General features: G+C 53.3%; 13 protein-coding genes. 3 read left to right on the top strand and 10 right to left on the bottom strand.

The window, feature by feature from the left end:
• Window positions 1-16: 16 nt before the first annotated feature.
• Entirely contained in the window at window positions 17-907 is an 891-nt protein-coding gene (locus JOE27_RS23220; protein WP_125924350.1) for a glycosyltransferase, read from the top strand.
• On the opposite strand, the gene JOE27_RS23215 is transcribed toward JOE27_RS23220, so the two are convergent.
• Window positions 904-2,100 carry an O-antigen ligase family protein gene (locus tag JOE27_RS23215; protein ID WP_204920337.1) on the bottom strand — a complete coding sequence of 399 codons (1,197 nt, stop codon included), beginning with the start codon at window positions 2,098-2,100 and terminating at the stop codon, window positions 904-906. The genes JOE27_RS23220 and JOE27_RS23215 overlap by 4 nt on opposite strands.
• Before the next feature lie 123 nt (window positions 2,101-2,223).
• Entirely contained in the window at window positions 2,224-2,925 is a 702-nt protein-coding gene (gene pyrF, locus JOE27_RS23210) for an orotidine-5'-phosphate decarboxylase (RefSeq protein WP_125924348.1), read from the bottom strand.
• A gap of 180 nt (window positions 2,926-3,105) precedes the next feature.
• On the opposite strand from pyrF, the gene JOE27_RS23205 reads away from it, so the two are divergent.
• Window positions 3,106-3,273, top strand: coding sequence for a DUF2897 family protein (locus JOE27_RS23205; protein WP_012313328.1), 168 nt, complete (start codon window positions 3,106-3,108; stop codon window positions 3,271-3,273).
• Between the two features lie 51 nt (window positions 3,274-3,324).
• Here the strand turns inward: JOE27_RS23205 and JOE27_RS23200 are convergent, their stop codons facing one another.
• The 3 genes from JOE27_RS23200 to rfbB all read right to left on the bottom strand — a co-directional run bounded on the left by JOE27_RS23200 (window position 3,325) and on the right by rfbB (window position 5,891).
• On the bottom strand, window positions 3,325-3,657 hold the full coding sequence (locus JOE27_RS23200; RefSeq protein ID WP_204920308.1) for a ComEA family DNA-binding protein: 333 nt from the start codon (window positions 3,655-3,657) through the stop codon (window positions 3,325-3,327).
• Window positions 3,658-3,843: 186 nt separating this feature from the next.
• A complete protein-coding gene (gene rfbA / locus JOE27_RS23195; RefSeq protein ID WP_204920655.1) occupies window positions 3,844-4,725 on the bottom strand; it encodes a glucose-1-phosphate thymidylyltransferase RfbA in 882 nt (293 codons plus the stop codon).
• 95 nt (window positions 4,726-4,820) lie between these two features.
• On the bottom strand, window positions 4,821-5,891 hold the full coding sequence (gene rfbB, locus JOE27_RS23190) for a dTDP-glucose 4,6-dehydratase (protein WP_204920306.1): 1,071 nt from the start codon (window positions 5,889-5,891) through the stop codon (window positions 4,821-4,823).
• 180 nt (window positions 5,892-6,071) lie between these two features.
• On the opposite strand from rfbB, the gene JOE27_RS23185 reads away from it, so the two are divergent.
• A complete protein-coding gene (locus tag JOE27_RS23185) occupies window positions 6,072-6,653 on the top strand; it encodes a hypothetical protein (RefSeq protein WP_204920304.1) in 582 nt (193 codons plus the stop codon).
• 82 nt (window positions 6,654-6,735) lie between these two features.
• On the opposite strand, the gene JOE27_RS23180 is transcribed toward JOE27_RS23185, so the two are convergent.
• The 5 genes from JOE27_RS23180 to JOE27_RS23160 form a co-directional block, all read right to left on the bottom strand.
• On the bottom strand, window positions 6,736-8,733 hold the full coding sequence (locus JOE27_RS23180; RefSeq protein WP_204920302.1) for a nucleoside-diphosphate sugar epimerase/dehydratase: 1,998 nt from the start codon (window positions 8,731-8,733) through the stop codon (window positions 6,736-6,738).
• A gap of 141 nt (window positions 8,734-8,874) precedes the next feature.
• Complete coding sequence (locus JOE27_RS23175) at window positions 8,875-10,053, bottom strand: DegT/DnrJ/EryC1/StrS aminotransferase family protein (RefSeq protein WP_125924342.1); 1,179 nt, start codon at window positions 10,051-10,053, stop codon at window positions 8,875-8,877.
• 82 nt (window positions 10,054-10,135) lie between these two features.
• Window positions 10,136-10,756, bottom strand: coding sequence for an acetyltransferase (locus JOE27_RS23170; RefSeq protein WP_125924341.1), 621 nt, complete (start codon window positions 10,754-10,756; stop codon window positions 10,136-10,138).
• Window positions 10,753-11,349, bottom strand: coding sequence for a sugar transferase (locus tag JOE27_RS23165; RefSeq protein ID WP_204920300.1), 597 nt, complete (start codon window positions 11,347-11,349; stop codon window positions 10,753-10,755). Before JOE27_RS23165 ends, JOE27_RS23170 begins: the two co-directional genes overlap by 4 nt.
• A gap of 17 nt (window positions 11,350-11,366) precedes the next feature.
• Window positions 11,367-12,647, bottom strand: a complete 1,281-nt coding sequence (locus tag JOE27_RS23160) for a glycosyltransferase (RefSeq protein WP_158621138.1) — start codon at window positions 12,645-12,647, stop codon at window positions 11,367-11,369.
• Between the last annotated feature and the right edge of the window lie 38 nt (window positions 12,648-12,685).

Below are 12,685 nucleotides of genomic sequence, written 5' to 3'. Positions count from 1 at the left end.
AAGCTAGGGGTTTCACATGTGTTCTGAGAATCACGGCGTTGCTGACACACCGTTGGTGACAGTGATCATCGCGTCCTACAACCACGCGCGCTACATCGAAGCAAGCATCAACAGCGTCATCAACCAGACCTACAAGAACATCGAGCTTCTGGTGGTGGACGACGGCTCCAAGGACGAAAGCCCAGCAGTGCTCAAGCGGCTTCAGGAACAGCATGGCTTCGATCTGCGCTTCCAGGCCAACCAAGGCCTGGCACGCACCCTCAACGACGCGATAGCACGCGCCAGGGGCGACCTGATCGTGCCCTTCGGCTCTGACGACATCATGATGCCCCACCGTATTGCCACCCAAGTGGAGTACATGAACGGCAAGCCTGAAGTGGGCATCTGCTCGGCCAACATCGAAACCATCGACCAGGATGGCAACGTGATGGGCGCACGCGAGCAACGCAACCGCAACCTGCCCTTCCGCCGCCTGGACTTCGACGACCTGTTCCTCGACCGCAAGCCAGGGCCAATGGCAGCCACACTGATGCTGCGCCGTGAGGCGCTGGAAAAAGTGGGGGGGTTCAATGCCGATATCCGCCTGGAAGACGTGTATATCGAACTGTCGATCGCACGCGCCGGTTATTTCATCGACGTACTGGGCGAGGTACTGGCGCAGTACCGTGACCACCCGACCAACACCTTCAAGAACGGCCGCTTCATGGTGGACAACGTGCTGCGCACCTTTGCGGTGTTCAGCGACCACCCGCAATATGAGCAGGTGTGCATGCGGTTCCGTAACTCCATGGTGCTGAAGTACGCTAACCGCGACAAGGCATTGAGCCGGGAAATACTTTCGCAAATCCCGCTCAAGTACTGGAACCGCAAGACCTTGCGCGGTATATGGCGGATGGTCTGCTCTTAAGCAGACCGGCTGCGCTTCCAGTGGATCAGTGATTGCCCGTAGACCAAAGCCATCGGGATCCAGATCAGGAACCAATGCTCCTTCGGGCGCGACATGAAGGCACTGCCTTCGGTCAGGCCCGAAGCGAAGCCGAAGATCAGCCAGGTTGCCGCTATCATCACGCCTGGGTGTTTGCGGTACACCCAGCAGAAGTACATGGCCAAGCCGTAAAGCGCCATCCACAGCACCAAGCCGACGACCCCACCCGCATAAAGCACTCCAAGCTCAATGTTATGAGGGTCGGCAAGCGTCTTGCCCAAGCCTGGGATGATGATTGTCATCGGCGAATCGAAGCCGCGGCCCAGCCATGGGTGTTCGCTGATCTGGCGCAGGGAGTCCAGCCAGATGGCCGGGCGGTGCGAGACGCCACGCTGGGTAATGGCTTCAGGGTAGAGCAACACCACACTGACGGCTGCAATACCGATCACAGTCAATGCCAGCCCGGTGCGTCGGCGATCACCGACGATCAGCAACCAACCCAAAGCAGCTGACAGGCCGATCAACGGCGTGCGGGAACCTGTCGCCAGGATTGCCATTCCCAGAACAGCGAGGCAAACCAAAGGCAATGGGCTGAGCGCACTACGAGCCTGGAACCAGGATGCGAGCCAGAATGCAGCGAAGGCGCCAAATACATGCGCAGTCAGCAACGGGTTATACAACGCACCGTAACCATTCAGGCGCCTGCCTGCCAATACGGGGTTCTGGTAGAGAAAAACCGCCAATGACAAACCAGCCGCCACCGCGATCACTATAGCGGCCAGGCGCGTCCATTGATCCAGTTGCCCGGGTGTGCGCAGGCTGATGATACCTGCGGCCAGTAGCAACATCGCAATATACAGCGGGCGCTTCAGCAAGCTGCTGGTGGAGTTTTCAGTGTCGGACCACGCGATGCTCAGAAGGGTGTAGCCACTGAAAACCAGGAACGCCAAGAACAGCGGATTGCAAACCAGAGGTTTCAGCAGATGCCGGTGCTTGATCAGCATCACAAGCGTGGGCGCCGCAAGAAAAATATAAAAGAGCTTGTGATAAGCAGAGCGGTCCCAGGCCCAGAACATTCCCGTAAGAATGATGAACCAGCCTACTGGCAGCAGGTAAGTACCAATCAGGCTTCCAAAGCGCTGAACCGGGCTCTGATCCGAAACATCAACTGACATCTAACATACTCATGCGGAGGGCTCATTCCCTATGTCCTACGCGATTTCAGTTGCGTCATGACTGCAACCGTGACAAATCGCCGTTATTTGAGCGAGAGCAGCATTGCTGCCCTCGTTCATATCTCAGCCGCGAATTTCGGCGACGACCGCCGCCAATGCTGCTGCCGGGTCTGCCGCCTGGCTGATGGGCCGCCCGATCACGAGGTAGTCCGAACCTGCATCCAGTGCCTGGCGCGGGGTAAGAATGCGACGCTGGTCATCCTGAGCACTGCCTGCTGGGCGAATGCCTGGTGTAACCAGTTGCAGCGATGGGTGCGCGGTTTTCAACGCCGGTGCTTCCAAGGCCGAGCACACCAAACCGTCCATGCCAGCCTTCTCGGCCAACGCAGCCAGGCGCAGCACCTGCTCTTGCGGGTCTACATCCAGGCCGATACCGGCCAGGTCTTCACGTTCCATGCTGGTCAGCACGGTCACGCCAATCAGCAATGGCTGGGGGCCGCTGCGCTTGGCCAGCACTTCGCGGCAGGCCGACATCATGCGCAGGCCACCGGAGCAGTGCACGTTGACCATCCAAACGCCCATTTCGGCCGCAGCCTTCACGGCCATGGCGGTGGTGTTGGGGATGTCATGGAATTTAAGGTCGAGGAACACCTCGAAACCTTTCGCGCACAGGGTTTCGACAATGCCCGAAGCGCTGCTGGTGAACAGCTCCTTGCCAACCTTCACCCGGCACAGTGCGGGGTCGAGCTGGTCAGCCAGCTTCAGGGCGGCGTCACGGGTGGGGAAATCCAGGGCGACGATCAGGGGCGTCTGGCAGGCGGACATGGTCGGGGTCTCTTGGTAATTCGTAAACGGCGCGCATTGTAAACGAAGTCGCCACGCCTTGGGGGCCAGAGGCCATTAGAATTGGCCCGGCGGGGCACCCCTCCTATAATTGAACCAACGGGCAACGCGGTCGCTCAAAACGGGTACAAGCGAAGCCTCACAGCTCATAGGAGAACGAAAATGCCTTGGTATGCCTGGCTGATACTCATCCTAGCCCTTGGCTCGATCGTGGGCGGGTTGATGATGTTGCGCGATACGGCGAAGAAACTGCCCTTGACCGATGAGCAACTGAAGAAGGTACATGAGCGCAATGCCGAGGCGGATGCCAAGGATGCGCAGGACAGGTAGGCTGCAGGCGATGACGCCGGGGCAGGCAACAAGCCGCCCCGGCCTACTCCCCTACTCGACCGCCAACTTGTCCCGATTGCGCTCCATCAACGCATTGCCAATCCCTTTGATCTCCAGCAGTTCATCCACTGAAGCGAACGCACCGTGGGCCTCCCGGTAAGCCACAATGGCCTCGGCCTTGGCCTTGCCTATCCCATTCAGCTCCTTCTGCAAGGTCAGCGCATCGGCGGTATTGAGGTTGAGCTTGGCTGAGGTGGCCGGTAACTGGCTAACCATCGGTACCGGTTCCTTCGGTACAGGGGCCGTAGCAGGCGCCGCGCTGATCGAAAACGACAGGCCGGCAAACAGCGGCAGCAGCAGATAAGTGAGAACGGTATTGCGCATGAAGGTCACTCCTGTGAGTTGAGTTTGAATGCAGCAAGCTCCTTGGCTGCCCCCTCAAACTAGCGGCTCGCAGGCCATTCGCCCAGCGGTTGCCGCCAGGGAATGGTTACCAGATTAGACGTCACAGCATGTTGCACACCTGCCGGGTAAAAGCTCCCACAGCAGGCGTGCACAGAACTTTCACTGTCAGAAGATCGTGTCGCGCAGCACCCGTTGCAAGTACTGCCCGTAACCGTTCTTGGTAAGCGGCGCGGCCAGCCTGGCCAACTGCTCTGCATCAATCCAGCGCTGGCGGTAAGCCACTTCTTCTGGGCAGGCGACCTTCAAGCCCTGGCGGCGCTCGATGGTGGCAATGTAACCGCTGGCTTCAAGCAGGGAATCATGGGTGCCGGTATCGAGCCATGCATACCCACGCCCCATCACTTCCACCGACAACTGCTCACGCTCAAGGTACAAGCGGTTGAGGTCGGTAATCTCCAGCTCGCCTCGCGGTGAGGGCTTGAGCCCTTTGGCCATCTGGATCACATCCTGATCGTAGAAGTACAGGCCCGTCACGGCGTAATTGGACTTCGGCTGGGTCGGCTTCTCTTCCAGGCTCAGGGCCTTGCCCTGGCTGTCGAACTCCACCACGCCATACCGTTCAGGGTCGGTCACGTGGTAAGCGAATACGCTGGCACCTTCGCGGCGGCCCATGGCTTCGAGCAACAAGGCCTGGAAGTCGTGGCCGTAGAAGATGTTATCTCCCAGTACCAGCGCCGAAAGGTCGTTGCCAATGAAGCCTTCGCCAATGATGAAGGCCTGTGCCAGCCCGTCCGGCGAAGGCTGCACCGCATAGGTAATGTTGATGCCCCACTGGTGACCATCCCCCAGCAACTGCTCGAACCGCGGCGTGTCTTGCGGGGTAGAGATGATCAGGATGTCGCGAATGCCCGCCAGCATCAGCGTGGTCAGCGGGTAATAGATCATCGGCTTGTCGTAAACCGGCAGCAACTGCTTGGAAATCGCCAGCGTTGCAGGGTGCAGGCGCGTGCCCGAGCCCCCAGCCAGAATGATGCCTTTGCGGTTGATAGTGCTCATAGGTTGTAAATCTCTGTCAGGCGTCCATGGCTAGTTGCCAGCCATCTTTTTGCCATTATAGGGTAGCCACCCAGTTTTCAGCGCCTTTACACCGAACGCCCGGTGTAATTCTTCTCGACCCATTCGCGATAGCTGCCCGATTGCACACCTTCGACCCAGGCCTGGTTATCCAGGTACCACTGCACGGTTTTACGAATGCCCGTTTCGAAGGTTTCGGCCGGCTTCCAACCCAGCTCACGCTCCAGCTTGCGCGCATCGATAGCGTACCGGCGGTCGTGGCCAGGGCGGTCGGTGACAAAGCTGATCTGGCTGGCATACGGCTGCCCATCGGTACGCGGGCGGAGCTCATCGAGTAGCGCACAAACGCGATGGACGATGTCCAGGTTGGGCATCTCGTTCCAGCCACCGACGTTGTACACCTCACCCACCTGCCCTGCTGCCAGCACACGGCGGATAGCGCTGCAGTGGTCCTTGACGTAAAGCCAGTCGCGAATCTGCTGACCATCGCCGTATACGGGCAGCGCCTTCCCGGCCAGGGCGTTGACGATGATCAGCGGGATCAGCTTCTCGGGGAAATGCAGTGGGCCGTAATTGTTCGAACAATTGGTGGTCAGCACCGGCAGCCCGTAGGTGTGGTGATAGGAACGGACCAGGTGGTCGCTGGCGGCCTTGCTTGCGGAGTACGGGCTGTTTGGCTGGTACTGATGGGTTTCGGTAAAGGCAGGCTCACCGGCTTTCAGCGAGCCATAGACCTCATCGGTTGAAACATGAAGGAAGCGGAAGGCCGCACGTGCTTCCTCGTCCATGCCCTGCCAGTAAGCACGCACCGCCTCAAGCAGCTGGAACGTGCCTACAACGTTGGTTTCAACGAACGCCTGCGGGCCATGAATGGAGCGGTCGACGTGCGACTCGGCGGCGAAGTTAAGCACTGCACGCGGGCGGTGCTCTGCCAGCAGGCGCTGCACAAGCGGGCCGTCACCGATATCACCATGCACGAAAACATGCTGTGGGTTGCCCTCCAGGCTGGCCAGGCTCTGCAGGTTGCCGGCGTAGGTCAGCTTGTCCAGGTTGACGATCGTTTCGCCGGACTGGCTTACCCAATCCAGCACGAAATTCGCACCAATGAAGCCGGCGCCGCCGGTTACCAGGATTGTCATAGGGTTGAACGCTTCTCGTGGCTGATGGTTGACGATTGATGGCGCAATTCTAGACGGGAATGATGCAGGAGTGTGCCGGTAAGACGCCGTTCACGATTTTGGCAGTTGTTCTGTCATCGCCGGCGGGGCAAAATACGAACTCCTCTCAGGAAAAGCCATCTTGGCTCACAGGGATCGTCCATGCCTTATATTCCTCATTCGGTCGTTCTTGCGGCCGCGTTTGCTGCCGCGCCTGTCTGGGCGCAATCCACGCAGGTTGCTGACCGAGTGATCGCGCCGAGCGCGTTCCTGGGTGTTGACCTGCAGGGCAATTTCATGGCTGAGGTGCCAGAATGTTCAGCGGAAGATGAACGCCCCGACGAGCCTTGCCGTGTCGCTACCAACAAAGCGGGTGAGTTTGAGGTGCGAGGGCTGCCATATTTGCCAATTTCACCGGGCTATAAATTGTTCGCTACGGTGAATGATGGCACTGTCATTCAGCTAGTGTTGACCGGTAATGCTAGTAACTTGTATCTAGTTAAAGAGATGCTCACGGACAAGCTCGGCAATCCTGCCACTAGTGCAACCCAATGGGTAAAACTACAGTCAGGTGCTTCGTATGAGGCTGACGCCTACAAGTGGAATACAGAGGCCGGCGCTGTTAATTTCGCACGAGACCCCGGAGATCTAGGCCGTTATTCAGTAACTTTCTCAAGTTCGAGCATTGGAACCGAAGTGGGCCAAAATCAAACATCCCCAGCAACTAAAAGCTCTAGCCTATAACTTTTAGCCTATCGAATTGAAAATACTACTCCACCGGCAAGCAGTCGGCAGTTCGAAAACTGCCGACGAACTGTGAAAAAAACTAAATTTCTTTCATCCGCTGCTGATACACCCAGTCCACAATCTCCCCTTCGGGTGTGTAACCACTGACCAACTCTCTAAGTAGCTGGCGGACGCGCGAAAAGTCCTCAGTTTCAACTGCTTTAACCAACAAAGACAAGCTATCTCTAAGCGCATCCCACGCTAAGAAATCCTCGCTGGCTGTCATGATCATCGGGTGCTGGGTTGGCAGAACGTTATCGCCAATCAAAAGTTCTTCGTAAAGCTTTTCGCCAGGTCGTAGACCTGTAAATTCAATTGCAATGTCACCATGAGGATTTTTTTCAGATCTTACGCTCAACCCCGAAAGGTGAATCATCTTCTCAGCCAATGAAGCAATTTTTACAGGCTCGCCCATGTCCAATACGAATACGTCTCCGCCCTGCCCCATTGAGCCGGCCTGAATAACAAGCTGAGCAGCCTCAGGAATGGTCATGAAGTATCTGGTAATCTTGGGGTGAGTTACCGTCAATGGCCCGCCCATCTTGATCTGCTTGTGAAATAATGGGATCACCGACCCTGAAGATCCAAGAACATTGCCAAAGCGTACCATCGTAAAGCGAGTTTTATTAACTCTCGCAACTTTGCTACTGTCCCCAAACAAAACAGGCGCAGCTTCTCTACTCAACGCCTGAAGAACTAGTTCAGCCAACCTTTTTGTGCTACCCATGACATTGGTTGGTCGCACAGCTTTGTCGGTCGAAATAAGTACGAAATTGGCCACATTGGATTGCAGAGCTGCCTGCGCTGTATTCAGCGTACCAATCACGTTATTCAGGACACCTTCGGCAATGTTGTGCTCAACCATTGGGACATGTTTGTAGGCGGCAGCGTGGTAAACGGTGTCTACCCCCCACATCTTCATGGTGTCTGCCAAATGCTTCTGATTACGAATGGAGCCTAGGAATGGGACCAGCGTGACTGGCAAGGACTCGCGCCGAATACGCTGCTCTAGTTCCCCATGAATGCTATAAAGATTAAATTCACTATGCTCGAATAAAAGGAGGGTTTTAGGCTCGAGCATGAGTATCTGCCGGCATAGTTCCGAACCAATGGAGCCACCGGCGCCTGTTACCATTACGACTTGGCCAGATACGCAACGAGCAAGCAAGTCAGTCTGCGCGGGTACGGCATCACGGCCCAATAGGTCGGCAATATCAACCTCTTGAATATCATCGACTTTTACCCGGCCACTGGCCAAATCCATGAACCCAGGGATACTACGGACGTGGAGTGGGAAGTGCTCTAATAGCCCAAGTATTTCTCTTCGACGCGCACGACTGGCAGAAGGAATAGCCAGCAAGATCTCTTCAGCACCGGTAACATCAATCATTCGCTGAATATCTTTTCCACGAAATACTTGAAGCCCAGAAATGACGCGATCCGCAACACTTTCATCATCATCAATGAAAGCAACCGGTCGCATAACGCGACCAATTCTCAATGCAGCGATTAACTGATTTCCTGCAGCACCAGCGCCATAGATCGCAACTTTCGGTAAACCATTATCGCGATTGGTGAAAGGTACATGCTGCCGGGCTGCAAACCAATCACCCAAAAAATACTGCCGCATGATCAATCTAAGACCACCGATCAGCACCAGGCTTAGCCACCAGTAATTGAAAACGATAGAACGCGGAACTACTGCAGTATGATTGCTATGCCAATAAACGATTAGCGAAAGTATCAGTGAAGATAAAGAAACAGCTTTAACAATAGCAATTAATGCGTCATTACCGAAATACCGCATGACAGCACGATACATGCCAAAACGGATAAAGATAGGTATGGCGACGACTGGCGCGGCTAAAAAAAGCCAATAGTGTGTGCGCAGTGGCTGATAAATCTCATCAATGCCAAGACGTACCAAAAACGCCAACCAAAGAGCGAACCATACCAACAACACGTCGGTTACGACTTGGAGCGCGCGTTTGTAGCGTCGCGGCAAAAGTAGCATTCCCGCGCGCAGCTTATCCGTCATCCGTTTACACTCCTGATTCCGAACCAAACCAGATCCCTTCCTGTTTCATTTTCATACGTGCCCGCTTAAGGCAACTTGACACACCAACACCAGGCATAAAAGAGTACGACTCGCGCGCCAGCGTACGAGTCGTAATGCATTTCATTTGCCTGCTGCTTGGCGCATGACTCTTGTCAACACCTCACACGTCTTCGCGATTTCAGCATCTGTCAGCGTTGGATGGACCAAGAACATGAGGCTAGTTTCTCCCAGTTGACTTGCAACAGGCAGACTTTTCTCTGGCCTAAAGCCTGTGCCATCGAATGCTTTCTCAAGATATACCTCTGAACAGGAACCCGAGAAACAAGGCACGCCAAGGGAATTTATTTCATTTAGTAGTCGATCTCTATCCCAACCTGAAGCAAGTTGTCCTGGCTCAACAAACACGTAGCATTTATAAGCCGCATGTACATTATCTTCCGGGATAACAGGAACCCGAAGTCCGGGTAGGCCTTTGGCGCACTCCCAGATGCGCTGAGCATTTTCTAATCGCGACTGATGCCACTCTGGCATTCGCTTCAATTGAATCCGACCGATCCCACCTTGGACCTCAAGCATCCTCCAATTGGTACCAAAACTTTCATGCAGCCAGCGGAATCCGGGGGCATGCTGACGTTCGTAAACCGCTTCCCAGCTCTTACCATGATCTTTGAACGACCACATTGTTGACCATAATTCTTTATCATTGGTGGTGACCATGCCACCCTCGCCGCCGGTGGTCATAATCTTATCCTGACAGAACGACCAAGCCCCGATATCGCCAATAGAACCGACAGGCCTACCTTTGTAGCGGGCACCGTGCGCTTGTGCACAATCTTCGATAACACGTATACCGTGCTCTTGCGCCAACGCCATGATCGGATCCATATCACAAGGCCATCCTGCGAGGTGAACACATACAATGGCTTTTGTGCGAGGAGTAATCACCGCCTTGATGGTGTAAGCGTCGATATTCTGGGAATCGACATTCACATCCGCGAACACTGGACAAGCGCCAGCGTTGACGATACTTGATACCGAAGCGAGAAATGTACGAGAGGTGACGATCACTTCGTCACCCTTACCAACGCCCAACGCATGCAACGCCAGATCGAGCGCTACCGTACCATTTGCGACGGCCACGGCATGCTTCGCTCCAGCCCAGTCTGCAAATTCATGCTCAAACTGACGGCATTCCTGCCCAGTCCAGTAATTCACCTTGTTAGACAAGATAATATCCCGTACGCGGTCCGCCTCTTCTTCAGAAAAAGATGGCCAAGGAGAGAAAGGGGTATTCAGCATGAACAGGTCCTGATTCATCAAATTCGCAAGAGCGCGAAGGGGTTATGACACAGTCTACAACCACACGCAGAGATTTGTGGGACTAATTTAGTGGACGAGCGGGTACGCCGATGACTGTAATCCCCGCCATAACATCAGCGACAACGGCCGCACCGACGCCGACAACGACGTCCTCGCCCAAAGTAATCATTTGCCTGACGCTAGAACCTATGCCCACCCATGAGCGAGCTCCAACTCTCACATCGCCAGCAAGTCGAGCACCAGGGCTGATATGAACTGCGTTAGCAAGACAGCAGTCGTGATCAACACTGCAGCCCGTATTTAGTATACAGCCGACCCCCACTGTAGCGCCCGCATGCAATACCGCACCAGCAAATATGACAGTACCCACTCCAACATCGGCGTAGCGACTAACACTAGCAGATGGATGGATAAGAGTGGCCAATGCGGCATTGTGACTAAAAAGTTCAGATATCTTGCGCTCGCGTATTTTGTTATTCCCGATAGCAACGACCACACCATCAAACTCACTCAATCGCTTGAGAAGATCGTCTCCGGTACCGACAACTTCCCAACTACCGGTCGACAACCGTTTAGGCCAAATGTCATCGAAGAATGAAATATCGGACCACCCACAAAGCTCAGCGGTATCAGCGACTACTTTCCCATGCCCACTGGCACCTAGTATAGCCAGCCGACTCATTTTTTGTTACCTTGAAATTTAGGCATGGTAACCTCTCCATTCGCGGAAACACCATCTCTTTTAAATACCTTAACTATCGTCAGTGCAATTATTTTAAGGTCCAACAAAAAAGTACGATTTTCAACATACCAAGCATCGAGTTCAAATTTTTCTTGCCAACTCAGAGCGTTACGACCGTTAATTTGCGCCCATCCAGTTATCCCTGGACGAACTTTATGCCGTAAATTTTGCCTCTCATTGTAAAGAGGAAGATATTCCATCAACAAAGGACGCGGCCCAACAATACTCATTTCGCCCTTTAATACGTTCCATAGCTCGGGTAGTTCATCTAAACTGGTAGAACGAAGAAACTTGCCAAAGACAGTCATTCTATCTGCGTCTGCAAGTGGCTCACCTTTTGAATCGTGAGCGTCCAGCATAGTTCTGAATTTTATCATTTCGAAAGGTACACCACGCGCACCTGGGCGCACTTGACGAAATAAGATTGGAGATCCTAACTTTCTTTTTACCGCCCAAGCCACGACCAGTAATACTGGCAATAAAAATAAGATACCAAAAAAAGAAGCCAATATATCAAAAATACGCTTAATCATTATGCACCCTAACAACATCAATTAGAAGTTCTGGATAAACTTTCTTCAACCACCGCGTCCAAATGGCGGGCATAACCACTGTACACAGTCTTGGCTTCAAACTCTCGAGCAAACAACTTCTTAGCGCGACTAGACATTTCGACTTGAAGATCATCATCATCAAAAAACATAGACATCTTCTCAATCAACTCAGCAGAGCTGTTATAGATATAGCCACACTTTTCAGCCACCAACTTTTGACCTGAAATCCCGTCCAGCCAGGAAAAGATTGGCAACCCGGAGCTCAGGTATTCGAAAAATTTATTTGAATAAGAATTCTGATAATCAATCCGCCGATCTATTGGCTGCAGTGCAGCGACCGAATAGTCCCTCAACACCTTGAGAAACGTCGCATCTACCTCACCTGGAAGAATAACATTAGACAAGCACGAAAACCTTTCCTTAATAGCTTCTTGGTAGCTTCCAGACCCGCATAAAACAAAAACAATATCTGGATTAACTTCTGCAAGCTGCTGCGCTGCCTGAACAACAGGTTCAATGGCGTCATAGACTGTACGATTCAACCGCCCGGCAAAGTAGACGACCCTTTGCCCCTTACCCAAAGCAATCCCATGGGCAGCCCAAAAACCGAATGCTGCTTGACGATTTTGTTCCGAACAAATTATCGCCGTAGAATCGAAACCCAAAGGAAACACCACATCAAAGCGTGTAGGATGACGACCGGCATGTTTTAATAAATGACGAGTAAAAAAATCAGTAATTCCAATAAAGGAATGCGACTGCTTGCAAGCAAATATAAGATCGCGACGCATTTTGAAAGCCAGCAACCTAGCGGCGAGGGCTTTCCAACCTTTTGCTTCAGCCAATATTACTTCAGGCCAATAATCACGACAATCCAAAACGAGAGGAATGCCATACTCACGCGCCAATACCGCAGCCAACTTGCAAAGCGCGGGAGTCGGCATACTACAAACAATTAGGTCGGGAGCCCTAAGCTCTTTCGCTCGCTTTCGAATTTTGAGCTTGATTAAAAAATTGTCGATTATACGACCTACTGAAATAGCAGACTTATACTTAACTCCGCTATTTATGAATTCGTACTGTTGCCTATCGGAATATTTTACGGAGCAGGTAACCCCATAACGATGGAGACCAGTCAAGTGATTTAGATCTGAGCACCATCTTACAACGCTATGCCCATTGGCCACCAATTCGCGCTCGAGCATACCCATGCGGTAAGGCCTGTAATCAGCGTCTTGCGGTACCGGCTCCTCGAGCTTGATCAACCAAATATTCATCATGCCACCCTGGAATTATCTTTATAATCTCAATCAAC

Source organism: Pseudomonas sp. M5 (assembly GCF_016907075.1).
Classification (GTDB): Bacteria; Pseudomonadota; Gammaproteobacteria; order Pseudomonadales; family Pseudomonadaceae; genus Aquipseudomonas; species Aquipseudomonas putida_E.
This window is presented reverse-complemented; position numbering and strand designations above follow the sequence as displayed.